Source organism: Legionella moravica DSM 19234, from assembly GCF_000423305.1.
Classification (GTDB): domain Bacteria; phylum Pseudomonadota; class Gammaproteobacteria; order Legionellales; family Legionellaceae; genus Legionella; species Legionella moravica.
The window spans coordinates 1-25,109 of record NZ_AUHS01000026.1 but is presented as its reverse complement, the minus strand read 5'-3'; the positions used below and the strand labels follow the sequence as shown (position 1 = coordinate 25,109).

Genomic DNA, 25,109 nt, shown 5'->3' with positions numbered 1-25,109 from the left:
ATCAGGCTCCTCTGGAAGCAGGTTTTACATAGACGGCACCATTTTTCACTTGTGATTGCTCATGGTCATCACCAGGTAAACCTTTGGCGATTTCATTACTGCGTATGTCCATCAGAAGACTTAAAGTTTCGGTCATCATCTTTTTACGTACGTCATTTTCAAATGCCAGTGAATGAATATCATCATCCAGTTTTTTCAAGGCAAATTTCACCATATCCAAAGCGGGTTTCAAATTTTGTACTTCTTGTACCTGTAAGCCTGATTGCAAAATTCGACGCATCATCATGGCCTTATCCAGCATATTTTGTACGGCGATTTCTTCTGCCAATTTGGATACTGTCAGTATTTGTTCCTCACGTGGCATTCTTTGAATGGTGATAATGATTTCATCGGTGATCATTAAATTAGAAGCACTAACCAGTTTAAGTTTTTCCTCGGTTAACGGCCATTGTTTATCTACCAGTTGCCACAACGCTTTGGATACATTGGATGTGCAAGTGTTCGAGCTGTCACAGCTTTGCAGTAGTGCTGATAAACCGATACCTGCCTTGGCATCATGCTTAGTTTTATCCGCTGTATCTTCTGAACTACTGACATGGATATCGCCTAGCACTTTTACTGCCCAATTAGCAGCTTCAATTGGCGTTTTCCAGTTTTGAGTCATAGGAGTAACGATACTTGGTTTTTGCTCATTGTTGAGAGGTTTGCGGTTTAGCAGAATGTTATATCCGGCAATAACCACATCATTAATGACTTTAATAGGTCGTTGGAACTTTCCACCGGCATTACCGCTTTCCTTGCCTATCCACGGTAATCCATATTCATCCCGCTTTTTGGCAATATTTTTGGCCGTTGCAGTCACATCTACATTTTCAGTTTTGGCACGTTTGGCTGCATCAAGCCAACCTTGGCTATCAGAAACAGACAACATACTTTCCATAGGCGATTGGCCTTCTTCAAGCGTCTTTTTAACATCCTGACAGTCTTTCACTTTGACGGAAAATTCATTCATGGCATTTGCCGCGGTATTCTGTAATACGTTGTATAAGGCCGGCATGGATTGCTGGAGTTTATACATCGGGAAGCCGGCGACAGAACCTTTCAGGTTATCAATAACACCTCCCGGAATATTCATGGCTGAGGATTTCATATCCTGAAAGGTATTTGTAATGGAAACTACAGGGTTAAATCCGTTACAGGTAAATCCCAAACGGGTATCAACATTGCCGCCAATAGTAATGGTTTGATCATTATTCACAGGTGGTACATAGAGATTCGATGAACCGCCCAGCTTGTAGTAATAATCCGATTCATTAGGTAGCAACGAGCTGGCGAGTACCGCTTGCGAGAGTATCAAGGTTAATAAAGTCACTGATAATTTAATCATAATAGTTCCTATCGTTTTTGAGGTTGACCCACTTTGGGGAAAGACAAAGCACGCACTAGCTTTCCTTCATGCTGAATGCAGCCACGGTATTTACGCCAGACGACAAAGACATAATTGCCATTCCCTGCTTTTTCATCCTCGATGCCCATATCACTGGAATCGTTGAAATTGATATTGCGGTTTTTGGGGTACACTTCCTGCCAAATGACATTTTTGTTATTGGCATCAAATATGACATTGGAAACCACACAATTAGGGCCACAGGTATTGCTGGTACTTTGGGTAATATGCAAACTGTTTTTGTTAGTCACAATGTCAGCAGCATGAAGTGCTGCAACCATTGATGCCCTGAAACGTGAAGGATGAGTTACCCGCATGAGCCGTGGGATTTCATGCCCCCATACTTGGATTGAGCTTCCAATATCATGGTTAAATAATAATTGCGGATGCGTAACCATATAGGTTATTTCAGCAATTTCAGTTCGGTCAGTTACGGCATCGGCTTCACTCAGGTAATAAGGATAACCAAAGCGTGTTTCACTCCGGTGTGACAGATAAGGAAATTGATATAAGCCTGCCGGGCTTCCTATTACATTGACTACACGAGTACGTTCTTCATTGATGTGCATAGTACTGGTTTGCCCGGCATCATCACCAAATCCGAGTTCAGTACCAGTCGCAAGTTTGTAGGTTTGCTGATATAACGCCTGACTCGCCGGATTTTCATAAAGGGTTTGGGCCTCAATCCATGGATTGGTTTCTGGACGATTGGCTACTGTCACAATCAAATCAGGAAGAAATTGCTCGACAGATGGTACTGCAACCAGCTTAGGCGGTAATTTCCCCACCGCCCAGGTGCAATTGCCTATGATTTTATAATGGCTATTGATAAAGAGTTTACTTAATACTTTCGTTGCAATACCAATACTGCTTATAGGATGAGGTGGTTCAATGCTTTCAGCAGCGTATAACGAACCTGCACTAATCATCGTAAAAGCAATCATCATGACGTTGCGTTTGTGTTTTGTTTTCCAATCTTTGAGCAATAAGTTCAGCGGCTTTAAGGACATCATGTTCTTTCTCCAGAGTGAATCGTTCTGCTTTTTCTGATTTTTCAGTCATTAAAAGAGCCAGCAGATAACGGGGTGGAATCACACGAAATAATCCTTGATAACGTGAACCTAACAAAACGGCTTCTGCATACAATCCTTTTTGTGAATCAATATCCCTGATTAAGGCTTCCTGTTGCGGGGTTAAATGTTTGAATTGCTTTACATCATTGATTTCTTTTTCATCAAGACCCAACAAAATCCATGTTTCTATCAGTGACAGAATTTTGGTGGCTTTTTCCGAATTCATATCGGTGACGTTTTGGGTAATTGCTACCAGCCACAATCCGAGTTTTCTTGCTACCTTGGCCACCAGCAAGCAACTGGTGACAACGCTTGGGATTTGAAATTGAAGATGAGACTCATCAATAAACATAAAGGTAGGTCGGTTATCATTTTGAGTCGCTTCTGCCATAGCAAGGATACGTGGCAACAAAGACACCATAACCAGGGCAAGTTTACCGGTATCATCCTTAATGGCTGAGATATCAATATGGAAAATATCAAAATCACCCAATGGTTCGGTAGGTACGTTAAAAAAGCGAGATTTGGCGCTGTTAATAACATAGCTTTTCAAACGGTCGTGCATATCAAGTATCCGGTCTTTTTTGCGAGCAACCGTTTCCTTGTTCATACGCCGTTCAAAAGCTGCTACCACATGCTCAGTAAGCATTTGTGGCACATCGTTTTTAAACGAGGTTAAAATAGCATCGCTTAATACTTCAATTAACAGGGTTTCATCAGCCAGGGTAAATTGTTCTTCTTCAATGGAATTGGCTTCGGTAATCATGGTGCGAAGGGCAAGCGACAGTTCTGCAAGATAGCTGCGCGAACCTTCATCACAGGCTTGCTCTAAAGGGTTGGCTTGTTCTGCTAAACCTGATTTGATATCCATAATCTTTTGAGCGAGCTGGGTTGCCTGTTCTTCACTTAAACTTTCACTGATTTCGGATAAGGCTTTATAGGCTTCACAAAAAGGATTTAAAGGAACGGCTTCTCCTTTTTTATTGCTCAATAACAATTGCTTGGTCTTTTTGCCATGGGCTTTGGCATGAATCAGCATCCTGTCGAATGAGTTTCCCATTTCAAAAAGGACAATACGGGCATTTTTCGTGGCCATCAGAGAGTTAATCATCCAGCCAGTTGCTACTGATTTTCCACCACCGGAATTGGCGAAAAGCGCTAAATGAGAGTTTTGGCTAATAAAATCATGATGCAACACATCAAACAGAACCGGCTCGCCCAAACGATTAAAAAAGGTAAAACAAGGTAAATGCCGGGCACCCTGATTGCGCCCATAGACAGGCAACAGAGCTGCGAGTTCGGAAGCATACATCAATCTGTCAAAACGCAAATACTGACGTGCATACTGAGGTATGAAGTTAAAAGGCAGCGCATTAAGGTAACTGTTTAGTGGATGTAAGTCATAGCAGGAGGGGATGAGTGGCATTTTGGCTTCAATAAATAGCTCTTTTAAATCCTTTTCAATTTGAATGGCTTCTGCATTAGTCTTTGCACGGTAGAATATAGATTGATTAACCCAGAACAAGCGATTTCCCATAGATAATTCATCACGCGCTGTTTTAATATCATCTCGTACCTGTTGTGGTTTCAAACTGGTACCCACTATGCCTTTTTCCAGTCGCATCAAATGGGCATCAAGTGCTTCATCGTTACTGAACGTCACCTGTATGCTGTAAGTTGCACCTTCTGGCAATTTGTCTAAAAGCGCATAACGATGTTTGGGATTGGCTTGTGGCTTTTCACGTGACAATAGCCCAATTTCCGGGGCTTCTCTTAATCCGTCAACATACAGAACTCGTTGCTGATAGCCATCAAATACAAACCCCTGTGCACTACTCTGAGGTTCGTTAAAAAGAATTGCCTGACTTAGGGAAAAGCCTGCCGGTTTTTGACTTGGATAAGAAAATCGTGCCAGTAGCTCTTCAATGTTACCTTCGGTTATTTCAGGATTGGGATTAAACCAGCGAATCCACCATTGATAGTAATCCTTTCCTGTCAGTTGTTTCAGTTGCAGACCGGGTGACTTTAGTTTGCTTTCAATTTGTGCCATCACTTCCTGATGTTCAATGATCGCTTGCTCACGGGTGATTTGTACCTGTTGATACAGCCGGTAAAACAATACCCGCACGCGCCTTCTTCTGCCGCGATAAGGCGCATCCGTTTTAGGATCAACAAATAGTCCTTCCGGTCTTGTCATCTTGGTAAACAAATCATCGAGACGTGAAAGATAGTCCTGTGTAAATGGCGTATTGGCTATGGCAGGTTGTATGCTCTTTTCGATATGGCGCAACACAGGTTTCAGGCTGTAATCATCATTCACATACATTTGCATTACCCAAGCGTCTTCCTTATGTAATGGAACAACTGCTGCAAAGGTATCCCTGATTTTGTTAAAGATGGATTCCAGATGAGAAGGAGAAGCAGCCTCGGCAGGAATACTTGCCAGTTCAAAGCCGGAACCAATGCTTACTCCGTCATTCAACAGGAAGATATTGCGCTCATCACAAAAATCAACAACTGCCAGTTGATCTGAAAATGAAGGCTTCTGATTTTCAAATCTTTTTTGAATGGCTTTTTCAGTAATCGCGTTATTACTTTGTTCACTCACCAGCCAATTACTTATTTGATTCAATAGTTGTTTCATAAGCTCCCCTTAATACTGCTCGGATGCCAGGGCAAACTGGTTTTGTTTATAGAGGAAGAAACCGGTGGTATAACCCGGTTTTAATAATTGCTCATCACCAATCAAAGCCACATGTGGAAACACGTAAATAGGAATTTGCGGGTTGTCCAACGGTTTAAACAGATTTTGAATCTCGTTAGATGCATCACGTGTGTAACCGGCATAATTAACTGGCTTGGTTTGTGTTCGTTTTACTGACCAGCTTTGCATGGGTTCGCCAAGGCTTTGCTGATAAATCTGGCTTACCGTCAGACCTCCTTCGGGAATGGCAGTAGAACTGATTGAATTGGAAGCGCAGGCATATAAAGCCATCGTGCTACCTAAGACTAAAATCGTGTGCAGTTTGTTGTAAATGGCCATAATCTAATACTCTCCCGTTGGTTTCTTTATCAAGGTTGATGGTTTGTGTGATATGAAATGAAAGTCTGGTTGGTCTGTACCCAACAGATGCGGGAACAAAAACCATATCGAAGCTGCCCTGAATTCTTTTTTCCAGCCAGTCAGCAGCTTTTACCGTGCCTTGGGATAATGCGCCTCCCAAAGCGTAATTACCCATAGAGCCGGTTGGCGTACCAGTAGCGCCATTGGCATTAGCGCTGTAGGTCATTTGCCATTGAGACAGCGCATTACCAAACCCTTTGATTCCATCTGAGGCCATTAGTGCTGTAAGGACTCTGGGAGCATTGGTAAAATACTGGCCTTTAATGCAAGGATTACCAAAAGCCGTGGTTAGGTAGCCTAAACTTTCGTTATTCACCATCTCGGCAGTTCCGGTCATCTGCTCTTTGCCAACGGTGACAAAATGTCCATCATCAAAAACGAACAAGGCAGAGGTAACATAAGCTCGGACACAACTGATGTTATCGAGAAATGACCCCACACCTATGGCATAACCGTTAACTTTCATGCCGGAAATATCAGGTGGTAAGGGGATGCCATTGGCAGCCATTAAATCTCCGCGATTAATAATGGCGGAAAAGGGAAAAAGCGGTTGCATTAATTTTCCCTCGACCGGTACTTCTCCAATCAGGGCAGATAACAAGGTAGTGCGGCCAAGATCAGAACCTGCTGGAATGGTGTAATAGGGGATGGATTTTTTGCTTTCACTTTTGGCTGCATCAGATTTGGTAAGTCGCGTGAGCGCATTACTTTTTTCTTTCAGCCGTTCCCAATAAGCCAGTTCCGTCTGATTGTTTTCGTGCTTCATTAATAAGAGATCAATGTCTTTGATATTCTTCTCTTTTTCAGGAGCAGTCGCAGTTTCACCATTAACGAGATAAGGTCTATCTTCTTGTGGTGTTTCATTGGCTGATTTGAGTGAGGCAATTTCCTCTTTCAGTTTTTCCAAATCTTTGATGAGATCAGGATTACTGTTTTCTGTTGCCTCCGAATTGGGTAATTTAAGTCTATTGTTTTCAGACTCAAGGCTTGCCAGTTTCTTTTCGGTTTCTTGTAACCTAGCAGCAACATCACGGATGTTGTCGTTAAACTGGCTGGCAATAGCTTCGTTCAGATTATTGGGATCATTTTGTTGTTTGGCTGGTTCATTTGAATGATGGTTGCTGTTCATTAAAATGAGTGCAGCTACACCAATCACAACACCTGTTAACACTTTTAATCCGGCATTTTTTTTCATCGTACATACTCCCGGCTATTAGCTAATGCGGTATTAAATGGTCTGTCAGAAACAAGAAAGACAGTGGTGGTATCATCTTTGCCACGTGGTGCTAAAGTATTGCTGGGATAAAAGGTAGCGGTTTGCCAATTGCCAACCATCCGGCGGGGATCAACAATGACTTCCTTGTTTAGCAGATTTTTAAGCTCCACTGCGGTGACGTAAAAAGTACCGCCATGCCATGAAATCAATGGTCGCGCTTCAATGCTCGCGCCATAAAACAGATTGATTTGCCGTCTGGTTTGCATAGGCGTTCTGCCTATACCTTCCGGGATAACCAACAATCTTTGTGGTGCATACAATGACTGAATAGCAAAACGGGTAAGCGTGATGGCATTTACATCAAAGGTATTAGCCGATTCTTGTGTGGTATTGGTTGTTTCTTCCTTGCTCTCAAGCAGAATTTCAACGGGTTTTCCTGCAACGATTTTTTCTTTGGCGCTGAGATTGAAGATAATGACTTCACCCTGGGGCATGAGTTGTACCAGCAAGCGTTTGTTTTCAAAAGCATCTTTACCTTTGAGGTATAAAGTATCCTGAACCTTGAGTACTGCAATTTTATCGCCTGCTTCATTGTCCACAATGCTGATAGCTTGTGGGAAATGAACCAGCCGTTCTTCGTTTAAAGATAAATCCAGTGGAATAGGGGTTTTATCCCACAGCACATGCTCTGCATCGAGCGCGAAGGACTGGATGCTGCAAGTCATGCTCATCAAGGCTAATAGCCATTTAAACTTTTTCATGTTGTTTTTCCTCCACGTGAGTAGCTAACAAATCTTTAACCAGTGTTTCTGGCTGGGTGTATCCATCAAGGGCTAACTGAAAGGGATTTTGCAGACGAGACAGAGTTACTTTGACCACACGGATATGGTAATCAACCACCTTGTCAGCAATGACCATGGGGCTATCATCTTTTAATCTTTGAGTAATACGCAAAACCAGATGGACTTCCCATGTATTATCATCCAGTGGTTTTACATCCCCGTCCTCCATGAAGCGATAAAGGCTTGCTACTTGGGTACGGTTAAAGAGTTGAGCATCCTTGTAAGCTGCCAATGTTTTTTCCATTAATTGCTGATGGCGCGGGGTAAAGTAATAATGAAAGCTGGCAAGGTTATTAGTGAATTCTGCTTTTCCAGTGTTTGACCAGGTATTCAATGCAGGTATCAATGTGGCAACAAAACCTTGCACATATTCTTTGGGAACCTGATTTTCTTTAATTAAACCCCCATTGATTGTCATGGCAGGCGTGAGCCAAAACTCAAAGCGATTGGGTAGCTTGGCAAGCGTAATAATTAATCCTGCAACAATCAAAATGAGTACAGTCACAAATGCCAGCAACAAACGATTGATATGATTTAAACTGTCTACTTTTTTCCAGTAATTAAACATGGGATTTCCTCACGATTTTGGATTTTTGCCATGTACCGACATGGTGAAGATAGGGAGAGCGCTTTAAGCCCAAACGTGTCAAAGTCAGCATGGTTTTTTTCATTAAATAACCATGGGGCTTTCCTGATTTCAGGCGAGCGACACGTTTAGGGCATACGGTAATTGAGACAATAAAACCCACTAGAAAACCGACACAGCCACAAGCCAAGGGGTACCCTGTAAAGGAACCAGCCAAGCTAAACAGAAGGCTCATAGATGGAGTGGTGGTAACCACTATCCAGAATAGCTCTCTTAGACTTAGCCCTTTGTATGCCTCATAATCATGAGACAAATGACGTGATGACGGTTGGTTCATGGGGGCACCTTAAATCTTGAACTTGGTTATCATGCTGTAGCCCACATAGCCTGCAACAATACTGATGGCAAGATATGTAATCCCCATGACAGCGAAGGTGCCGAAAGCCACCATAGAGCCATCATTTTTCTTGGATTCCTCGATACCATGCTGTACCGTAGTAATGAATTTGATAAAACTCATAACGGCTGCAATAAACAACAACAGGCCCAAGCCTTGTCGGACGTAGTTTCCAGTAACGGTCATCATGCTTTTATTACCGTCACTGATATCATCGGCGTTGGAAATCTTTGGAAACCAGTTGTCAGCAAATAAGGCTGGCGCATAATTTAGGGTCATAAGCCCTAAACCAAGCCTTTGCCCCCATTGCTTTACTGTGGCGATGGTATTGTTCATAGTTAACTCCCCTTGACGATTAAAATAAGAATAAATAAACAAAATCCCAAAACGATGCGGATTAAGCGTGAGCCAAGAAGAACAAGAAAACCTTCCTGCTCTTTTTCTGTATGACCCATGAAGTGGTTGATGCACCACATCACAGCAATAATGACCAACATGATGGCGATAAAACGGATACAACCAGAGTAGCTACTTGCCGCAGTGTCTCCCGCGGCTTGTTTGAAACTTGCTGCGAATGTTTTAGCGATATCAACTTTGCTCATGGCTACTTCCCGATAAAATCAAGCGACAGTGGCCTAATTGTTTTAGGTTCAATAGCTGGCTTGTTGATGTAGTCAATCAAGGCATTTCTGATAGCCAGTAAGTCGTTGCGAAGACCTGCGTGAGTTTTGCCATCGGCTCCTTCAAAAGATTCGATATGCAATTGAATACGGGTGTTAGGTTCAATTTCACTTTGTGCTTCATCCAGTAAAGGCATGACTGCATTGATTTGGTTAATGACTCTGACCAGTGTTTGATTCAAGGCTTCTTCACTGGCATGAGAGACTAAGGGCAGGCTTAACATCAGTATTAACAGCAATCGTTTCATTTTTTCTCCTTACAAATATTTCTTAAAGCGGCTTGCGGTGACGGAAACCACAACACTCAACAAGACGCTGACAGGTACAAATACAAAAGCAGGTGTAATACTCACAGGGATTGCCAGCCATAAAGCCAGCAACATCAATAAACCACTTTTGAAGTAATAATTGAGTCGATGGAAGACATAAGAAGATTCACGCCCTAAAGAGGCTGTGCGAATGGCGCGTTGATTAAGCCCGTCAATAAGACCCGCAGTCATGGCCAGCATGAATAAAGGAATAGCTGCCAAAAGGATAAGCAGCTTTATCAACATGACCTGTATCGTCAGACTAATCAGCAACCAGACTTGTTTGCAGATGTGAATCAAATCTTCTGCAATATCGCTTAATTCAGAAGTTGGTTCAGGCAGTACATTGTTCAGTTCGTTTTTAATTAACAGTTGTGCTTGAGTTACCTTGTGCGTTACTTCCTGGGTAGGTATGATTCCTAACCATGATTTAACTTTCTCTGCTATTGCAATATCATTAAAATCTGCAACAGCCGTTGTTTGTTTTTGGGATAGTTCAGTCACTGAACTAAATGCTGTCTCAAAGCCTGAGAAGCACCAAAGACTTAAAACCCAACCCAATAAAATCAACCAGCCCAATAGAACAAGTAATAACAGGCTCATGATGAATCTTTTGGATTTTTTTTGAGTTTGAGTCTTTATTGCCATAATTCCCCCTCAATAAATGCCAATGGGTAATGGCTTTCTTGAAATATGGCCATCAAGTCATCGACATTGGCGGGTAACAAGGGGGCTTTGGTCAGTTGTTGAAGCGCTTGTAATTGCTCGCTTTCTGTTATGTTGGCAACAAATCCCAGTGCGTTTGCTGCTTCCAGTTCTGCTGAATGGTCTTTAAGCCATTGGTGTGAAACAGCATCATCACCGATGATAAAAACAGGATTGCTGAAGTTGGTTAGTTCGAGTTTTCGTCTTTCCACTTTGCCGGTAGTTGCCTGGCTTGATACGGGTAATCTTGCATCAAGTTTTTCCTGAAGCCTTAAAGATTCCTCGGTCAATTGGGATTGTGCCTCTCTGATATATTGTTCTGTATTGATGATTTGCCATGCGTAGCAAGAAGTAATCATCAATACACCTGCAATAATAGATAGCTTTCTCATGCTAAAACCTCCCCAAATCAACAATGCTTGAATGGCCGTTTTTGGACAGTAACAATAAGGGGGATGTTTTTTTTGTAACCTTGAGTGCCTGGTAACTAAGTTCACCATGGTTCAAGCTGATTCGACCACTATTCACAAGATGTTGTGGTATTTGGTGTTGATTAGCCCATATCTGGATAGACGCATCATCAAAGCCTAACAACATCAAATGTAATCGTGTATCAGGTGTTTGTTCTATTGCGTCTGCGAGTAGTAATAAAATGGTCTTAGCGGCATCCGTTTCTTTCACAAAGAAATAGAGTGTGTCGCCTTGAGTTAACTGCACAGGCTTCTGGGCATAGGGCGAATAAGGAGAAGGATCAAAATCACCAACCACAGGTACATTGGCAAACAGTTTGTTATACGCTTTGTAAAAAGCATTGTTCCATGCAATATTCTTGCTGACCTTCTGTGCTTCCTGCATTGCTGCAAGCTCTGCAAAATGGTTACGTTCCGTTTCGCTTTTGGCATTAAGCCCCAGAATATCAATGGGTGTTTGTCTTAATCCTTCGTAATAGAATTTGCTTTTGTTTTGCATGAGCAAGACATAGCGCTTTTCTTCATCAATCGTTAAACCCCATACCTTGGCTTCATGAAGTTGGTTTTCATTGAGCTTGATTTTATTAATATCTTGTTCTGAGGTCAGATCATCTTCATTAATAGTTAAGCCCGTTTTCGCCAATGTTTGATCCTGCATGGCCAGAGCATTTAATGGTTGTTGATTTAAACCCGGAATATTCAAGTCGGCATGTGCGACTTCACACGCTAACAAGGCAAGCATTAATACTGAATATTTAAGCATTTTGATCACCAAGGTCGGCTTCCATAGATACAACAACACGCTCTTTATTACTGTTTTCAAGCTCGATACGTTGTTGACCAAAATCAATCTGCAAGACTGTCCAATTTACCAGTTTGTCGCTTTTTTCCAGCGGAATGGTTTTAAAGTCATAAGTAACTGTAGCGACACTGACTTGCTGGATGCTGTCTATGCTTATGACCTTAAAAGGCAATGCCGTTACAGGCAGGTATTTAACGGGATGTTGCTTTTTATCGAGCGAATTAATTACCTCGTAAAGTGCATCCAGTTTGTGAGATAGTTCAGCACGATTTTCAGAGATAAGCTGGTTTATTGTGTTGTCATCTTTGGATTTGAGTTGTTCAATCAATAGAGTCAGTTTATTGAAATCCTGATTGATGGCACTTAAATCTACTTTTTCATCCGGTTTTCTTGCTGCCTGCTGCAAGTTACCGAGCTGCGCCTGAATATCATTTAAACGGGTAGCTATGATCTCGGTATCTTTTGTTTTCCCTTGATAATGGCATTTGACCAGAACAGCACAGCCAATGAGTGCCAGACTCAAGCCCGCAATACTGAATTTTGTGATTAATTGACGAGTAATCATTCTTTACTCCTTGGTTTAACAGTTGGTTTTAATTGAAAATTCACCTGACGTAGCAATGAGTCTTCAACCAGGGTAAAGACTTGTTGTCCAACAAGGATTTCCAGACCATCCCTGACGGTTAATGGACCGAGATTTCGGTCAATCTGAGGTAAAGGTTGGTGCATAACTGCTTGCAGGCTTAAAGGTTGTTTCTCTTTAGCAACCAGTGTGAATCCTGAATATCTAAGCCACCACTCAATAGCTTGACCTATGGTTTTAACTTCTTGAGGAAAATGAACTTGTTGTACCGCTAATAAAGGATTTATCTGAGCAGCCAGTGGTTTATTAGCAACAGTGGCATAGCGATTAACTTGTGTGACATTAGCTGCATGAGTAGTTAAGGCAACTAAGCCAAGAGAGGTAACAAATAATAATTTCAACATAACAAGCTCCAGCCGGGCTTCATGCCCGGTTCTGATGGTTAATTGGATTGGGGGGTTATTTCTTGACTGGTTTCATTCTGCGGTTTCGCCAACTTCCTTAAATAAATTTCCTTGCGATCTACCTCTATATTTGATGGTGCTTTGATTCCTACAGCGATATGGCCTTTGCGAACATATAAGATTTTTATTTCAATTTGACCTTTGTTTATGAAGATTTGCTCTCCAACACGGCGGGTAAGTACTAACATAACAAGACTCCTGTTTTAATTATTTTTTTAAGATGGTCAACATAGCTTTGAGATTTATTTCTGCTACCTCCATATTTCTTGGTTTGCTCGGTTCGTCCTTTAATCCACATGGGGTTTTACGATTTTTAATCGCTTTACAAGATTCAAAAAATTGCGGTAGTGTTGGTGGGTAAGGCTTATGAACACGAATTTTTAATAAAGCCTCTTTCAATACTTGGTTATCAAAACACTGCAATGTTTCAGACCATTCCTTTTTAGCAAATGCCAAAGCACGTTCGTTTTGATAAGCACTTGCCCAAATATGTCCATAAATTCCTCCAAGTCGACTAAACAACGTGTCAATACGCTTGTCATAATCAAGATTTGGCAAACTGGACGACATTGCTTGTTCCTGATTGGGCGATTGTGTCGTTTTCAAAGTCGAAGCTGGCTTCCCCACATGAACCCCAGAAAATTGCATTGCCTGATTTTGGTGCATTATTTGCTGTATACTTCGCATTACACTTCTCCTTTGCATTGCTTGTAGTAAGTTCGTCATTCCAACATTTCTGCGCTAGCCAATTGGCAGGATATTTCCAAGGTGGTAACCACTCCCCGGCAAGTTGTTGTGCTTCTCTGTTTTGGATTTGTGCCTTAAGGGCGGTGATAATTTGTTCCAGTTGAATATCATCCGGGTTGAGCCGTTCAAACTCATCCCATGCTTTTTGTCTGGATTTTTTACTTGGGTAAACTGACCAAAATTTTTCAAATTGCTTAAATAAATATAAATAATTATTGTTTATATGAGGTGTGTCGGCTTTCTGGTTTTCAGCTATGATGGCTTTCGCAGTGTTTAATTGAAAATATTCATTATTTTCAACAGGTTCTGAATCTGAAAAAGTGATGCTTTGGTGTGACGGATTTGTGACTGCTTTTTTTGAAACATAATAATCCCGTGTTGCTAACAAGCATTTTAAAATTAATTTGTATTCATCAGAATGAAACTGAATGAGCCCTACTCGTTCCAAGCTGGCAATAGCACGTCTTGTTTGTGCTCTTGAGTAACTAGCACTCTTAATGCCCTGATGGGGTTCAATATAAAGTTGTTCTGCAATGGACTGATAACTTATACCCCGTTCAATTCCAACCATACCCGTTTTCACATTCATGTATGGCCTAATCCCTCTAAGGTACGCTAATTGCTGGGCATGAGGTAAACCACACAAGGCAGACAACTCATTCTCATTAATAACAAAATCCATCTCTTTCTCTAATTCCCGTTAAACACCTTGGGCATCAATTTTCTACATGTTTACAAAACTGACGGCCATATATTATGCTCTAACTGAGCATTAATGCACGAAACGTGCATTAATAATTAGAACTTAACACATTTTGAGAACGAGTCAATATCTGATATTATATTTTCTGAGTATTTTTTTAGTGTGAATCAGGATGAGCATAAAAGAAAAAATTGGACAAAGAATTAGGCTGGAGCGCACCGCGAAAGGCCTAACGAGGAAGGCATTAGCCGAATTAACAGACACCTTAAAGGTTTCGCGTATAAATAATTATGAGCGCGGGGAAAGAACACCCGGCCCGGAAGAAATTAAACAGTTAGCAACTGCGCTTGAAGTCTCCCCTGCTTTTTTAATGTGTTTATCCGATGATAAACACGGTAAGTTAAAAAAAATGCCTGGATTAGGAGTATTAATCCCAATCTTAAACTACGAACAAGCCATTGAGCCTGAGGTCTACATACAGCAAGTCAAGAAAGAAGAATATTCTGAAAAAGTAAATTTAATTCCAGTAAGTTCCAGCTTGTCTGAGCGTTTAAGTGAAAATGCTTTTGCTTTAGAAGTTAAAGACGAGAGCATGGCTCCTGAATTCAAAATAAACGATATATTAATCATTGAGCCTACAATCTCACCTAGTCCAGGGGACTTTGTTGTTGTAAAATCCAATTCTTATGATGAAGTAATTATCCGTAAATATAAACAATTATCAGTTTCTAAAATAAATCATAAATTTGAATTGATTGCTCATAACAGTGATTGGCCTAACATACAAATTGATGAAGATTTTGAAGTAAAATTAATCGGTATTGTAATGAGTTTGAATAGGTCTATTAAGTATTAACTTCAATAAAAAATTTAGGTATTAAATGAAAAGAGCAAAAAAATGAATCTTGGTTTAACTATCATTTTACAATGCTTGAAGACCAAACTCATGGTTTAGAATTAGCTGTTTTAGCTTTCCATTTTTCCTAAACAAACTAATTTATAACTTATGCATTAATAAAAAGAAAAAACCAATTAAATAGTTCAATTGCTGTTTTTTCATCCAGATAATCTTTGCCACTAAGTACTAAACTTAATAATGAACATTTGCAGTTCAAAATTTCAGCAAGTGATTTTAGATCATAGCAACTATATGTTAACAAAAACTCTATAATATATTTCTGAGCCTCTTTTCCATATTTATATCTTACATCATTACTTGATGCCAAAACTTCGGCTAAACATCCCATGTAAAAATCTCCAATTAAAGCCACAACACAGATAATTTCTTACCTTATAACTTGAGTTAATCACAAAGGAGATGATGATAAAATTAGTTTTTTTACCTCGAAAAAGTAAATGATAAAATGCACGAATGTTCTATATTAGAACACAATATAATGGGTATTAGGCCGTAGTCCCTTTAATTTTTGTTTGTCGCTCGTCTATATCATCAATAAGCCTTCTAATTTTTCCTGAGAAGAAATACAAAAAAGCGGCGCCCAATAAAGCCCAAATACCTAATTCGTTAAAGACATTTAAAAAATCTATATTTGTAATTAGAGGATCTGTCACTTCGGTTTTTACCATTGCATTGGAAAAATAATGCGATAAAGATGCTGATACCCCTGAAACCATCATCCAGGTACCCATTAATACTCCTTGCAAATTAACTGGAGAAATTTTTCCGATCATTGCATAACCTACTGGACCAATTAATAACTCCGCCACTGATTGAGCTATTAAATGCAGTATTACCCAACTTAAGCTACTGAATCCATTACTATCTGCAAACTTCACTCCAAGAGTAAGAAAGAAGAACGACAGAGCCAAAATCAGAAAAGCCCATACAAATTGAATTGATATGGAAAGGTTAAATCCTTTTGATCTCAATTTATTAATCACTATAGATACTATAGGTGCACCAACAATAATGACAATAGCGTTAATGTTCATAATCCACTGGGTTGCTAGCTCATATCCCCCAAAATGTTTATCCACATTATTCTTTATAAACAGAGTAATCCCCATTGGCCCCGTATAATAAATCATCCAAAAAATAATAGAGGTGATGGTTAAAATCAAAAATGCTTTAATCTTTTGGAAGTCTGCTTTGTCCTTTTGCTTTTTACCCAAAAATAAAATAACCAGAAGCATGATGCTACTTAGTATAACAACAACTGTATTGCTAAAATGGGAAAAATGAAAAAATCCAATCATTAACGGTACCAGAATTATAGTGCTGGCAATGCCAATTAACTCTCGTTTCCTCCTGCTAATTGGACTCGTAATTGACCTTAAAGGCGTATCAGTGTCCTCAAAATCAGACCAGAAAAACATCATAATAACGGCAGTGATAATACTGGTAATAATGCTAATACAAAACAATTCCTGATATTCATTTGAATAATCATAAAAACCACTAAGAATATATCCAGCAAAAAAACCAACATTCATTGCTGCATAGCTTAAGAAAAATGCTTTATCACGTTGTTCCTCATCTTCTGCTTTGAAGCGTTGAGTTAAAATACTATTATAACAAGTCGTATTAAGTCCGCATCCAACTAAAAACAAACTTAATCCAATATAAAGCATGGAATGCCCTGATAAGACTAAAACTAAAATTCCAGCACCTTGCATTATATTCGTGATAAAAAACAGCAATCGATTGCTCAGGTAGCGTCCCCCTAATACTCCACCCCATAAATGTAATACATAATTGAAGGCTAAGAATAACCCCACTATATTATTGGAAATCGTACTGGAAAAACCTAATTGTTGCGTAATATAAAGAGATAAAGAAGAATAGAGTATCGCAAAAGAAAACGTTGAAAATGCCTGTATAAAATACAGCGCTGTTACTCCCTTCGGCATTTTCTGTATAGCATGAATCATTTTTTGTCCATTCATTCCTTTTGTTGGTGACTCTATCATTAAAATTGGCTAATATTAAGTTTTTTTATCAGATAATGATGTAGCTAGTTAAGCTGTTTTGTAGGGATGCAAGGATGAATAGGGTTAATAAAGTTTCATGGAAGAAAGTAAAACATAAGGTTCTTGCAATCAACCCAGCAGTTTATGCTGTAATCGAACAGATTATACCTGACAATGAAAATATCCCGTTTTTTCTAGCACAATATAGTTATGGTGAACACTTCGGCATTAAAAACCAAGCATATTTACCTACTTCAAGCGGTATCGTTGCCCCCATTGACAGTAAACACACCGATTCTGAATTATTTAAGCATCTGGGGTATGGAAAAGATAGTTTACCCTTGGGAATGATCCTGGATAAATTCTGTGAATGGCATTATATAGGTGAAAACAACCGCGTCTTTCCAGATTGTGTACAGGGTCCAGGTGCTATTTTTAATATGCAAGTGGTTTTTGACGAAGATAAAACAGTTGAGAATAATGTATTATCAGTATCAGCTGGTACTCTATCTGCATTTTTACTACCTAATATAGGATGTAAAAGGAAGCACTCTAAAATACAAAAACATTTTAATGTTTCTGCGCAAGCACCTAAATCACCTTATGAACATTATCAAATATTTAAGGAAATATTTCACAACAGAAACATTCATTCAAATTGGAAAAGCGAGATACTGTATTTTTCAGAGCAATTTGTTAATGAAGTTAAAAACAATGAAAAGTGGCTTAAACTAAAGTTATTTTTCTCCGAAGCACTCAGAAAAAAACTGACTCAAAACACCTATGATGCTTCATGTTATGAATTGTTTTTAAGCGCTAAAAAAATTAATCGATTTCGTCCCACACCTTTTATAATGGATACAGCTAAATATATTTTCAATATATGTATGGGATCGGGTATAGGGGTAAAGCCCGCTATAGATGAACAATACTTTCCAAGCAGAGATATTCAGAATATTTATCATGAGTTTTATGGATTGGAATATACCCCTACGATAATGGTACCTTCCGCACTCAATGAAGAAGATGATAGTGTATATTTCCCCTTGCAATGTCCATTTGCAAAAATTAATACGTTTAAAACGAACCAAAGCAATAGCACATTAACTGAGCTGGAAACTTTAAAAAATGTATTGTTAGCTTACCAGGAAGAGTTTACGGATGAATATGGAGATGCTTTTGGCAGTCCATTATACCATGTAAGCAAAAATACAGATTTTTCCTTTTATCATTACCAATCAATTAATAATAATGGAATTAAACATCCCCAGGCTTTATTAGAATTGGATAAAGGTTTCTCCTTTTCTTATTGTCAGGAACCTACAAATTTTTCCAGTGATGCTAAGTTATTTCGTGGGTGTGTCCGCCTCAGTAGATAACTTAAAATTCTGGACATCTATTTCCAAAAGATCCAGATATTTCTTACTAACACTTTTTGGAGTTACGGGGGGAATATAGAGGGTTGAAATTGGTGTAACTTCTACTTGATATAACTCACGCAGTATAAACCACTCAATCCTTGGTTTTTTCAGTGGTAAAATAGCTGCTTCATAAATACATACCTGGTGTTCTTCATGATAAAAATTAAGTAAATAATCACATAAAACATTTAATTTTTGAGTTTGTTTTGTATCGTGCATACCCAAGTTTGAAATTTGCCAAAGAATGCCATGAGCATATATATCAATTTGTCTTTCATATACTAATAGCTCAGTTGCGTCTATTACAAAACAACCTTGGTTGCCTGGATCAATTTGTAAATCGGAGAATAAACAATCCATAGATGATATTGCTGGTAATATTACTGCTTTTCCATGCTCTGCTCTGATTATTTTTACAGCACTCAAAGCTGATTCAGCAAAAACTGCAGGATGCCCATAAAAAACCACACACAGATTTTTAATTTTTCGAGATTCGTTCACAATATAAGTGGTTATATTATGATAAGCATCCGCTCTTTTATGGAAATTAAAATAAATAAGTTCCATGGACTCAGCCTCTTTTGATTCACGATCAATCCAGACCTTCAGATTCTCTTCATTAACTAAATAAAGAACCTTGTCAGCATTTTGAATAACTCTCTTAGTTTCCTCAGTTAAGTGAGCAATCGATTTTATTCCGGAACCTACAACAATAAGTGTGTGCATTGAAATTACTTTATAAGTACAATTTTATTAGCATGAGGTTGTTGAAGTTGATTTGAAGAATACCCTATATTGGCATCTGCTTTCTGCAGGGCTATATACAATTCTGAATCACCATTTTCAAAATACTCACTACCTACTGCCTTTTCTATTACATCAAGTAAATTCATCCCTATTTCCTTTGTAATATAGATCCTGGAGCTAATTGTATAAACAAAACGAGCAAAGGTATAGCGTCTTTTGAAAAATTTGAAAGATAAAAATCGCACAAAGATGCTCGATATGATTCAATAAATGCGCGAATCGTGTATTTTGATAAATAGATGCTAACAGAACAATTTTGGAAAAAGAAACAAAGTAGGAGTTTATTATACAAAATACCGAATTCAAAACAACAAATCTTATTCATCAGTGACATCGAACAAACCATAAGTCGTGATCGCCTTACACTTCAGCGTTGGTGGTTAACTGGTAAACTCCTCATGCCAGTTAGATTAATCGATTGCGTTCTACCCCAGCACTATGAGTCTATTGAGCAGTAGATTAACCAAAAGATGAGAGTCAATGAAAAAGAAACCGCTTAATAAAAAGAGCCTAAACTGAAATCTATCGTGCATAGCAGTTTATAGTCAGCATGCACTTCCTTAAAATGCGCCACTTATAGGGCTGCTCAATTTAAAGTAACTCTTACTCTCGTGGTGAATTCCTACTTTCATTAAAAGTCAATAATCGCAATCCATTAGCAACAACAATGAGGCTAGCACCCATATCTGCAAATACAGCCATCCACAATGTTGCTAAACCCGCCAACGCCAAGCCGAAGAAAATAATTTTGATCACAATAGATAAACCAATATTCTGGAACAGCACGCGTGCAGTTTTACGGCTTAAATCAATAAATAGAGACAGCTTAATCAAATTATCATTCATGATAGCTACATCAGCGGTTTCAAGTGCAATATCCGTACCTTTTCCCATAGCAAAGCCTATAGTCGCTTTGGCAAGCGCGGGCGCATCATTAATGCCATCACCTACCATCCCTACTGCACCATAACGTGTAATTAAATCATCAATAACGTTGAGTTTATCAGTGGGTAAAACATTTGCCTGCACTTCATCTATACCCACCAGATGAGCAATAGCTTTTGCAGTAGTAGCATTATCACCTGTTAGTATGAAAGTTTTAATTCCTTGCTGATGTAATGCTTTAATAGCCAATTGACTAGTAGAGCGCAAAGTATCGGCCACGGCAAAAATTGCCAATACCTGATCCGAATCGCTTAAAATGATAGTAGTTTGCCCTGTTCGCTCAAGCTCTTTAAGCTGAGTTTCAATCGTTGGATTACATACTTGATTATCTTCAGCCAATTGATGGTTACCAACAAAATACCGTACGTTATCTATCAAACCCGTCACTCCGCGACCTGGCAGGGCTTTAAAATCGGTTACTAGCAATAATGATTCCTCGGGTTGTTTTGTTTTCCAATGTTTAACAATGGCCTGTGCAATAGGATGCTCAGAATGATCATCAAGACTGGCAGCTAATTGCAGTACGTTATAATTTCCCTGTTCGGCTAATTCAATTAATTCTGTAACAATTGGCCGACCTTCAGTAAGAGTGCCTGTCTTATCCAAAGCGATGGCTTTTAACCGATGTCCTTGTTCTAAATAAGTTCCGCCTTTGATAAGAAGGCCGTTTTTGGCGGCAGCGGCAAGACCACTGACAACAGTTACAGGAGTTGAAATAACCAAGGCACAAGGACAAGCAATAACAAGCAAGGTTAAAGCTTTATAAAGCCATAATGACCATACCCCTCCCCCAAAAAAGGGTGGAATAACAGCAACTAAAACAGCAATAATAACCATCAGTGGCGTATAATATTTAGCAAATTGATCGACAAAACGTTGAGTTGGCGCACGCTCTGCCTGCGCTTGCGCAATTGTTTTTCCAATCTTTGCAAGAACCGTATCGCCCGCTGCTACATTCACTTTAAACTGGAAGGATCCATGTTCATTAAGGGTTCCGGCATACACCTTATCTCCTACACCTTTATCTAATGGCATGGATTCACCGGTAATCGGCGCTTGGTTGATACTACTTTTTCCTATGATTATTTCACCGTCTAAAGGGATGCGTTCACCTGGTTTTACCCAGATGACATCACCTAAAACAACTTGATTGACTGATATATTCTGCCAGCTGCCATCAGCTGCTTTAACAGTAGCCACATCGGGAGCAATTTCCATAAGTTTTCGAATTGCTTCTCGTGCCTTATCCAATGAATACACTTCGATTCGTTCAGCAAGTGCAAATAAGACAGTCACCATGGCAGCTTCTGGCCATTCACCAATTAATACAGCACCTGTAATGGCTATCAGCATTAGACTACTAATATTCAGTGTTTTGGTACGAAGTCCTAACCATCCTTTTTTAAGTGTGATTTTACCACTTAAGGTCATGGCTATAAGCGAAAGTAATGCAACCCATGGTGAGTGCTCATTAGATAAGCTGTAAGCAATAACTTCAGCTGTGATCGCCAAAAAACCAGAGAGACCTAATGTCCACCATGAGGGATGTGGATTTTCTTCTAAATGTTCTTTCTCCCTTTCAGTTTTCAATGTCGCCTTCATTCCCAGCCCTTGAATCTTCTCCAAGAAAGGCTCAGGTGTGTTTAAATGATGGTAAATGGTTACTTCTTGGGTGATAAAGTTAAAAATTAATTGCTCCACTTCGGGGATAGATTCCAATTGTCCCCGAATCAGTTTTTCTTCTGACGGACAATCTAACCCAGAAACATATAAGGTAGTTATTAATGATTTCATATCGATTTTCCACATAGACTAATAAATTTGTTCAAGCTGAGTTCACCACATTTAATTTTTTAAATCTTAGCCAACGACTTTTCTAGGAAAATAATTTGAGTAACTAAATATATTATTCATAGTTCCATCTTAATTTTTGTTTCTAGAAACCAGCATCGTTGCAACTTAAAGGCAACACTCACGAGTAAAATAAGAACTGGTACTTCAACCAGTGGACCAATGACTGTTGTAAAAGAGATGGCAGAATTTAATCCGAACGTGCCAATTGCTACAGCAATAGCCAATTCAAAATTATTGCTTGCTGCGGTGAATGAAGCAGCTGTTGTTTTTTCGTAATTCGCACCTATAATTTTCCCCATTGCAAAACTGATAAAAAACATAATTACAAAATAAATCGCCAGTGGAATAGCTATACGAATTACATCAAATGGAAGTTTTAAAACCATAGCTCCTTTCAAAGCAAACATCGCCAGAATTGTAAACAGCAGAGCAAATAGGGTAACAGGAGAAATTTTTGGTAAAAATTTGGTTTCATACCAGTACGATCCTTTTTGCTTTATCAATACAAAGCGAGTTAGAAATCCTGCAAAAAAGGGAATCCCAAGATAAATAAAGACACTTTCTGCAATGGTCATGAAATTTATGTGAACTATTTGCCCAGCCAAGCCCAGCATAGGGGGTAAAACTGCGAGAAAGAACCATGCATAGATGCTAAAAAACAACAGTTGAAAAATGCTGTTAAAGGCTACTAAAGCTGCAACATACTGATTATCTCCCTCAGCAAGCTGATTCCAGACAATCACCATGGCAATGCATCGCGCCAAACCAATGAGAATGAGTCCGGTCATATATTCGGGATAACCATGCAAGAATAAAGCAGCAAGACCAAACATGAGGAATGGTCCAATAAGCCAATTTTGAATTAAAGACAACAACAAGATGCGCCAATCTTTAAATACCAGCGGTAACTCTTCATATTTTACCCGCGCCAAGGGAGGATACATCATTAAAATCAGTCCGAGTGCAATTGGAATATTGGTGGAGCCAATAGATAAGGAATTGATAAATTGTGGTGTTCTGGTAAATAACGAGCCGATCCCCACGCCTGTTGCCATGGTCAGGAAAATCCAAAAGGTTAGATATCTATCTAAAAAAGAAAGACGTCTGGTGCTGCATGTGCTCATGACAGCAACTCCTTTTCTATACGTTGTTTAAGTTGGCTAAATACTTCTTCAAATCCATTATTGATTTGCATTTCAGAACCTTTTACTTTAGCAGGATCCGGGATACTCCAATGAAGTATCTTCGGATGCCCCAGAAAAATGGGGCAACTTTCACGAGCCACCTGGTCACAGACCGTAATCACTAAATCAATGGACTCTGACTTAAATTCGTTCCAGGATTTACTACGAGGTGCATTTGGTTTTATATCATGATTGGCAAGCGTTTTTAGTGCTTTGGGATGTACTTTCCCTGTCGGAACGCTACCTGCGCTAAAAGACAGATAACGCCCATTGGAGTAATGATTGGTTATAGCTTCAGCCATAATAGACCGACAGGAATTACGAGTACAAAGAAATAATATCCTCATCGATTTAGCATTCATTAGCCACAACATCCAGTTGTTTTTGTATTACAACAAGAGGACTTTGTTCTTTTTTCTGGCATACAACAAGAACCTTCTATTGCTTTTTCACCAGAAAAAAATTGTGCATCTTCCATGGTATGATAGGCTTCCCATGCAATTCCACTTGGGTCATTGACCCATGATTTCTCCGATTTAGCATAACAACAGGTAGTTTCACCATCGCCATGAGTAGAAATATTGGCTTGAGAAAATTGTTTTCTTAATTCCTCTAGCTCAGTAGCATCATCTACTTGAATACCCAAATGTTCAACCCCATGCTTACCAGCACGTGTTGAAATTGCAAAATTGATGCGAGGATCTTCCAACATCCATTTTGCATAATCCGATTTTACTTTGACCGGTTCAGCTCCAAACAGAGCATTATAGAAACTGATGCTATTAGCTAGGTTATCAACGCCAATATGAATATGGAAACGTTTCATAATTTACTCCTTAGTAGAAGGACAACAATTCTTTAACTCAATAACCAGACAATTTTTTTTAGTTGATTGTTGAATTTTGACTTGTTGTTTACTGCAGCAATCCTGAACCATAAAGGATATAAAATCGCGCATTAGTTCAAAATTAGCTGAATAATAAACATAACGACCTTTACGACAAGAGGTTACAATTCCAGCATTGGACAAATGGCTTAGATGAAATGACAAGGTATTGTGTAAAATACCTAATTCATCGCCCATTGCACTTGCAGATAACCCCTCAGGCCCCACCTGAACAAGTAATCGAAATACTTGCAAGCGAGTTTCTTGCGAAAGGGTATCAAATATTTTTAAAGATTCTTTTATGTCCATATTTCTAGAATAGTAGAATTAATGTGTTTGATCAAGCTATTTTGATGGAGTAGCTCTGGCTGGCTTTACCCTGGTCAAATGGATATGTACGTGCGAATGCTTGATGGATTAAAACGCGGACAAGATGATAATCCAACAATAAGTAATATTCTTTGCACAGACAAAGACGAGACAATGGTTAAATATTCGGTACTCAAAGAGATTAAGTAAATTGTAGCCTCTAAATATAAAATCGTATTACCAACAGTTGGCCAGCTTTATTAAAGCTGGCCAACTACAAAAATTTACTGTAGCAGATTTGTAACAAAGTGTAGTATAACAATAGTTGTTTCAGGCAGTTCTAGGCAGTAATTGCTAAATTTGTTACATCGCAAGTAACTGATTTTATTAATATTTATACTCGATCAAATTGGCTTCGAACCAAGGTGTCGGGGGTTCGAGTCCCTCCGAGCGCGCCATTTAAATTCTTTGAATATCAATAAGATAGGCCTAATATTGCTTCCTCGAATCACGGCTCATCCCCATTTCCGGGGGCATTAATCAAGAACACAAAACTTTAACCCTTAATCTGTAATTTTCAAAATTTCTAAATCCATAAGCACGACGTTGAATCAGCTTCATCTTG

General features: G+C 39.2%; 32 protein-coding genes. 3 read left to right on the top strand and 29 right to left on the bottom strand.

What is annotated here, in order from left to right; translation table 11 throughout:
• Position 1: 1 nt before the first annotated feature.
• Genes G543_RS0107510 through G543_RS0107420 form a run of 19 tightly spaced genes read right to left on the bottom strand, consistent with a single transcriptional unit; the run spans position 2 to position 14,015 of the window.
• Positions 2-1,387: an integrating conjugative element protein gene (locus G543_RS0107510; protein ID WP_115343478.1), complete on the bottom strand. Its 1,386-nt coding sequence runs from the start codon at positions 1,385-1,387 to the stop codon at positions 2-4.
• An 8-nt stretch (positions 1,388-1,395) separates the two neighbouring features.
• Complete coding sequence (locus G543_RS0107505; protein WP_028383976.1) at positions 1,396-2,376, bottom strand: TIGR03756 family integrating conjugative element protein; 981 nt, start codon at positions 2,374-2,376, stop codon at positions 1,396-1,398.
• Entirely contained in the window at positions 2,369-5,164 is a 2,796-nt protein-coding gene (locus G543_RS0107500; protein WP_035921725.1) for a conjugative transfer ATPase, read from the bottom strand. The genes G543_RS0107505 and G543_RS0107500 overlap by 8 nt, the downstream gene beginning before the upstream one ends.
• Positions 5,165-5,173: 9 nt before the next feature.
• Positions 5,174-5,563, bottom strand: coding sequence for a TIGR03751 family conjugal transfer lipoprotein (locus G543_RS0107495; protein ID WP_028383974.1), 390 nt, complete (start codon positions 5,561-5,563; stop codon positions 5,174-5,176).
• A complete protein-coding gene (locus G543_RS0107490) occupies positions 5,520-6,839 on the bottom strand; it encodes a TIGR03752 family integrating conjugative element protein (RefSeq protein ID WP_028383973.1) in 1,320 nt (439 codons plus the stop codon). The genes G543_RS0107495 and G543_RS0107490 overlap by 44 nt, the downstream gene beginning before the upstream one ends.
• Positions 6,836-7,621 (bottom strand): TIGR03749 family integrating conjugative element protein, encoded by a 786-nt coding sequence (locus tag G543_RS0107485; protein ID WP_028383972.1) that lies wholly within the window; start codon positions 7,619-7,621, stop codon positions 6,836-6,838. Before G543_RS0107485 ends, G543_RS0107490 begins: the two co-directional genes overlap by 4 nt.
• Entirely contained in the window at positions 7,608-8,270 is a 663-nt protein-coding gene (locus G543_RS0107480) for a DUF2895 family protein (RefSeq protein WP_028383971.1), read from the bottom strand. The genes G543_RS0107485 and G543_RS0107480 overlap by 14 nt, the downstream gene beginning before the upstream one ends.
• Complete coding sequence (locus tag G543_RS0107475) at positions 8,263-8,625, bottom strand: TIGR03750 family conjugal transfer protein (RefSeq protein ID WP_028383970.1); 363 nt, start codon at positions 8,623-8,625, stop codon at positions 8,263-8,265. The genes G543_RS0107480 and G543_RS0107475 overlap by 8 nt, the downstream gene beginning before the upstream one ends.
• A gap of 9 nt (positions 8,626-8,634) precedes the next feature.
• Positions 8,635-9,021, bottom strand: coding sequence for a hypothetical protein (locus G543_RS0107470; RefSeq protein ID WP_028383969.1), 387 nt, complete (start codon positions 9,019-9,021; stop codon positions 8,635-8,637).
• Between the two features lie 2 nt (positions 9,022-9,023).
• Complete coding sequence (locus tag G543_RS0107465) at positions 9,024-9,287, bottom strand: hypothetical protein (protein WP_028383968.1); 264 nt, start codon at positions 9,285-9,287, stop codon at positions 9,024-9,026.
• Positions 9,288-9,289: 2 nt separating this feature from the next.
• Positions 9,290-9,613 (bottom strand): hypothetical protein, encoded by a 324-nt coding sequence (locus G543_RS0107460; RefSeq protein ID WP_028383967.1) that lies wholly within the window; start codon positions 9,611-9,613, stop codon positions 9,290-9,292.
• Between the two features lie 9 nt (positions 9,614-9,622).
• Positions 9,623-10,321 (bottom strand): TIGR03747 family integrating conjugative element membrane protein, encoded by a 699-nt coding sequence (locus G543_RS0107455; RefSeq protein ID WP_028383966.1) that lies wholly within the window; start codon positions 10,319-10,321, stop codon positions 9,623-9,625.
• Complete coding sequence (locus G543_RS0107450) at positions 10,312-10,770, bottom strand: integrating conjugative element protein (protein ID WP_028383965.1); 459 nt, start codon at positions 10,768-10,770, stop codon at positions 10,312-10,314. The genes G543_RS0107455 and G543_RS0107450 overlap by 10 nt, the downstream gene beginning before the upstream one ends.
• A 1-nt stretch (position 10,771) precedes the next feature.
• Positions 10,772-11,611 carry a TIGR03759 family integrating conjugative element protein gene (locus G543_RS0107445; RefSeq protein WP_028383964.1) on the bottom strand — a complete coding sequence of 280 codons (840 nt, stop codon included), beginning with the start codon at positions 11,609-11,611 and terminating at the stop codon, positions 10,772-10,774.
• Complete coding sequence (locus tag G543_RS0107440) at positions 11,604-12,215, bottom strand: hypothetical protein (RefSeq protein ID WP_028383963.1); 612 nt, start codon at positions 12,213-12,215, stop codon at positions 11,604-11,606. The genes G543_RS0107445 and G543_RS0107440 overlap by 8 nt, the downstream gene beginning before the upstream one ends.
• Complete coding sequence (gene pilL2, locus G543_RS0107435) at positions 12,212-12,637, bottom strand: PFGI-1 class ICE element type IV pilus protein PilL2 (protein ID WP_028383962.1); 426 nt, start codon at positions 12,635-12,637, stop codon at positions 12,212-12,214. The genes G543_RS0107440 and pilL2 overlap by 4 nt, the downstream gene beginning before the upstream one ends.
• A 38-nt stretch (positions 12,638-12,675) precedes the next feature.
• Positions 12,676-12,885, bottom strand: a complete 210-nt coding sequence (locus tag G543_RS0107430) for a carbon storage regulator (protein ID WP_028383961.1) — start codon at positions 12,883-12,885, stop codon at positions 12,676-12,678.
• Between the two features lie 19 nt (positions 12,886-12,904).
• On the bottom strand, positions 12,905-13,267 hold the full coding sequence (locus G543_RS0107425) for a hypothetical protein (RefSeq protein WP_028383960.1): 363 nt from the start codon (positions 13,265-13,267) through the stop codon (positions 12,905-12,907).
• Positions 13,242-14,015: a hypothetical protein gene (locus tag G543_RS0107420; RefSeq protein ID WP_238584707.1), complete on the bottom strand. Its 774-nt coding sequence runs from the start codon at positions 14,013-14,015 to the stop codon at positions 13,242-13,244. The genes G543_RS0107425 and G543_RS0107420 overlap by 26 nt, the downstream gene beginning before the upstream one ends.
• A 304-nt stretch (positions 14,016-14,319) precedes the next feature.
• Here G543_RS0107420 and G543_RS0107415 point away from each other — a divergent pair, with 304 nt between their 5' ends.
• On the top strand, positions 14,320-15,003 hold the full coding sequence (locus tag G543_RS0107415) for a helix-turn-helix domain-containing protein (RefSeq protein WP_028383958.1): 684 nt from the start codon (positions 14,320-14,322) through the stop codon (positions 15,001-15,003).
• 148 nt (positions 15,004-15,151) lie between these two features.
• Here the strand turns inward: G543_RS0107415 and G543_RS0107410 are convergent, their stop codons facing one another.
• Together G543_RS0107410 and G543_RS0107405 are read right to left on the bottom strand one after the other, a co-directional pair.
• Complete coding sequence (locus G543_RS0107410; protein WP_028383957.1) at positions 15,152-15,394, bottom strand: hypothetical protein; 243 nt, start codon at positions 15,392-15,394, stop codon at positions 15,152-15,154.
• Between the two features lie 157 nt (positions 15,395-15,551).
• On the bottom strand, positions 15,552-17,039 hold the full coding sequence (locus G543_RS0107405) for a peptide MFS transporter (protein WP_028383956.1): 1,488 nt from the start codon (positions 17,037-17,039) through the stop codon (positions 15,552-15,554).
• Positions 17,040-17,152: 113 nt separating this feature from the next.
• Between G543_RS0107405 and G543_RS0107400 the strand changes: the two genes are divergently transcribed.
• A complete protein-coding gene (locus G543_RS0107400) occupies positions 17,153-18,457 on the top strand; it encodes a hypothetical protein (RefSeq protein WP_028383955.1) in 1,305 nt (434 codons plus the stop codon).
• Here the strand turns inward: G543_RS0107400 and G543_RS0107395 are convergent.
• The 7 genes from G543_RS0107395 to G543_RS0107360 form a co-directional block, all read right to left on the bottom strand.
• Entirely contained in the window at positions 18,425-19,225 is an 801-nt protein-coding gene (locus tag G543_RS0107395; protein WP_028383954.1) for an SAM-dependent methyltransferase, read from the bottom strand. The two genes, G543_RS0107400 and G543_RS0107395, sit on opposite strands and share 33 nt — an antisense overlap.
• Before the next feature lie 5 nt (positions 19,226-19,230).
• Entirely contained in the window at positions 19,231-19,392 is a 162-nt protein-coding gene (locus G543_RS18975) for a hypothetical protein (protein ID WP_155824921.1), read from the bottom strand.
• 517 nt (positions 19,393-19,909) lie between these two features.
• The gene (locus G543_RS0107380; protein ID WP_035921717.1) at positions 19,910-22,045 is read right to left on the bottom strand and encodes a heavy metal translocating P-type ATPase; all 2,136 of its coding nucleotides are present in this window, start codon (positions 22,043-22,045) and stop codon (positions 19,910-19,912) included.
• Between the two features lie 116 nt (positions 22,046-22,161).
• On the bottom strand, positions 22,162-23,229 hold the full coding sequence (gene arsB, locus G543_RS0107375; protein WP_028383952.1) for an ACR3 family arsenite efflux transporter: 1,068 nt from the start codon (positions 23,227-23,229) through the stop codon (positions 22,162-22,164).
• Positions 23,226-23,651, bottom strand: a complete 426-nt coding sequence (locus G543_RS0107370; RefSeq protein ID WP_028383951.1) for an arsenate reductase ArsC — start codon at positions 23,649-23,651, stop codon at positions 23,226-23,228. The genes arsB and G543_RS0107370 overlap by 4 nt, the downstream gene beginning before the upstream one ends.
• A complete protein-coding gene (locus G543_RS0107365) occupies positions 23,651-24,115 on the bottom strand; it encodes an ArsI/CadI family heavy metal resistance metalloenzyme (RefSeq protein ID WP_028383950.1) in 465 nt (154 codons plus the stop codon). Before G543_RS0107365 ends, G543_RS0107370 begins: the two co-directional genes overlap by 1 nt.
• 3 nt (positions 24,116-24,118) lie before the next feature.
• Positions 24,119-24,484 carry an ArsR/SmtB family transcription factor gene (locus G543_RS0107360; protein WP_028383949.1) on the bottom strand — a complete coding sequence of 122 codons (366 nt, stop codon included), beginning with the start codon at positions 24,482-24,484 and terminating at the stop codon, positions 24,119-24,121.
• A 78-nt stretch (positions 24,485-24,562) separates the two neighbouring features.
• Here G543_RS0107360 and G543_RS19545 point away from each other — a divergent pair, with 78 nt between their 5' ends.
• A complete protein-coding gene (locus tag G543_RS19545; RefSeq protein WP_202972366.1) occupies positions 24,563-24,694 on the top strand; it encodes a PDDEXK nuclease domain-containing protein in 132 nt (43 codons plus the stop codon).
• A gap of 330 nt (positions 24,695-25,024) precedes the next feature.
• Here the strand turns inward: G543_RS19545 and G543_RS18970 are convergent.
• A partial coding sequence (locus tag G543_RS18970) for a transposase (RefSeq protein ID WP_154698833.1) occupies positions 25,025-25,109 on the bottom strand: 85 nt, incomplete at its 5' end.

What these genes read in the sequence shown, in the direction of transcription:
- G543_RS0107400 (WP_028383955.1), top strand. Translation starts at nt 17,153, where the DNA reads ATGAATAGGGTTAATAAAGTTTCATGGAAGAAAGTAAAACATAAGGTT.
- G543_RS0107490 (WP_028383973.1), bottom strand. Translation starts at nt 6,839, where the DNA reads ATGAAAAAAAATGCCGGATTAAAAGTGTTAACAGGTGTTGTGATTGGT.
- G543_RS0107470 (WP_028383969.1), bottom strand. Translation starts at nt 9,021, where the DNA reads ATGAACAATACCATCGCCACAGTAAAGCAATGGGGGCAAAGGCTTGGT.
- G543_RS0107505 (WP_028383976.1), bottom strand. Translation starts at nt 2,376, where the DNA reads ATGATTAGTGCAGGTTCGTTATACGCTGCTGAAAGCATTGAACCACCT.
- G543_RS0107425 (WP_028383960.1), bottom strand. Translation starts at nt 13,267, where the DNA reads ATGTCGTCCAGTTTGCCAAATCTTGATTATGACAAGCGTATTGACACG.
- G543_RS0107360 (WP_028383949.1), bottom strand. Translation starts at nt 24,484, where the DNA reads ATGGACATAAAAGAATCTTTAAAAATATTTGATACCCTTTCGCAAGAA.
- G543_RS0107445 (WP_028383964.1), bottom strand. Translation starts at nt 11,611, where the DNA reads ATGCTTAAATATTCAGTATTAATGCTTGCCTTGTTAGCGTGTGAAGTC.
- G543_RS0107415 (WP_028383958.1), top strand. Translation starts at nt 14,320, where the DNA reads ATGAGCATAAAAGAAAAAATTGGACAAAGAATTAGGCTGGAGCGCACC.
- G543_RS0107455 (WP_028383966.1), bottom strand. Translation starts at nt 10,321, where the DNA reads ATGGCAATAAAGACTCAAACTCAAAAAAAATCCAAAAGATTCATCATG.
- G543_RS0107485 (WP_028383972.1), bottom strand. Translation starts at nt 7,621, where the DNA reads ATGAAAAAGTTTAAATGGCTATTAGCCTTGATGAGCATGACTTGCAGC.
- G543_RS19545 (WP_202972366.1), top strand. Translation starts at nt 24,563, where the DNA reads ATGGATATGTACGTGCGAATGCTTGATGGATTAAAACGCGGACAAGAT.
- G543_RS0107430 (WP_028383961.1), bottom strand. Translation starts at nt 12,885, where the DNA reads ATGTTAGTACTTACCCGCCGTGTTGGAGAGCAAATCTTCATAAACAAA.
- G543_RS0107500 (WP_035921725.1), bottom strand. Translation starts at nt 5,164, where the DNA reads ATGAAACAACTATTGAATCAAATAAGTAATTGGCTGGTGAGTGAACAA.
- G543_RS0107410 (WP_028383957.1), bottom strand. Translation starts at nt 15,394, where the DNA reads ATGGGATGTTTAGCCGAAGTTTTGGCATCAAGTAATGATGTAAGATAT.
- G543_RS0107395 (WP_028383954.1), bottom strand. Translation starts at nt 19,225, where the DNA reads ATGCACACACTTATTGTTGTAGGTTCCGGAATAAAATCGATTGCTCAC.
- G543_RS18975 (WP_155824921.1), bottom strand. Translation starts at nt 19,392, where the DNA reads ATGAATTTACTTGATGTAATAGAAAAGGCAGTAGGTAGTGAGTATTTT.
- G543_RS0107370 (WP_028383951.1), bottom strand. Translation starts at nt 23,651, where the DNA reads ATGAATGCTAAATCGATGAGGATATTATTTCTTTGTACTCGTAATTCC.
- G543_RS0107440 (WP_028383963.1), bottom strand. Translation starts at nt 12,215, where the DNA reads ATGATTACTCGTCAATTAATCACAAAATTCAGTATTGCGGGCTTGAGT.
- arsB (WP_028383952.1), bottom strand. Translation starts at nt 23,229, where the DNA reads ATGAGCACATGCAGCACCAGACGTCTTTCTTTTTTAGATAGATATCTA.
- G543_RS0107480 (WP_028383971.1), bottom strand. Translation starts at nt 8,270, where the DNA reads ATGTTTAATTACTGGAAAAAAGTAGACAGTTTAAATCATATCAATCGT.
- G543_RS0107475 (WP_028383970.1), bottom strand. Translation starts at nt 8,625, where the DNA reads ATGAACCAACCGTCATCACGTCATTTGTCTCATGATTATGAGGCATAC.
- G543_RS0107405 (WP_028383956.1), bottom strand. Translation starts at nt 17,039, where the DNA reads ATGATTCATGCTATACAGAAAATGCCGAAGGGAGTAACAGCGCTGTAT.
- G543_RS0107510 (WP_115343478.1), bottom strand. Translation starts at nt 1,387, where the DNA reads ATGATTAAATTATCAGTGACTTTATTAACCTTGATACTCTCGCAAGCG.
- G543_RS0107495 (WP_028383974.1), bottom strand. Translation starts at nt 5,563, where the DNA reads ATGGCCATTTACAACAAACTGCACACGATTTTAGTCTTAGGTAGCACG.
- G543_RS0107465 (WP_028383968.1), bottom strand. Translation starts at nt 9,287, where the DNA reads ATGAGCAAAGTTGATATCGCTAAAACATTCGCAGCAAGTTTCAAACAA.
- G543_RS0107380 (WP_035921717.1), bottom strand. Translation starts at nt 22,045, where the DNA reads ATGAAATCATTAATAACTACCTTATATGTTTCTGGGTTAGATTGTCCG.
- G543_RS0107420 (WP_238584707.1), bottom strand. Translation starts at nt 14,015, where the DNA reads ATGGTTGGAATTGAACGGGGTATAAGTTATCAGTCCATTGCAGAACAA.
- G543_RS0107365 (WP_028383950.1), bottom strand. Translation starts at nt 24,115, where the DNA reads ATGAAACGTTTCCATATTCATATTGGCGTTGATAACCTAGCTAATAGC.
- pilL2 (WP_028383962.1), bottom strand. Translation starts at nt 12,637, where the DNA reads ATGTTGAAATTATTATTTGTTACCTCTCTTGGCTTAGTTGCCTTAACT.
- G543_RS0107460 (WP_028383967.1), bottom strand. Translation starts at nt 9,613, where the DNA reads ATGAAACGATTGCTGTTAATACTGATGTTAAGCCTGCCCTTAGTCTCT.
- G543_RS0107450 (WP_028383965.1), bottom strand. Translation starts at nt 10,770, where the DNA reads ATGAGAAAGCTATCTATTATTGCAGGTGTATTGATGATTACTTCTTGC.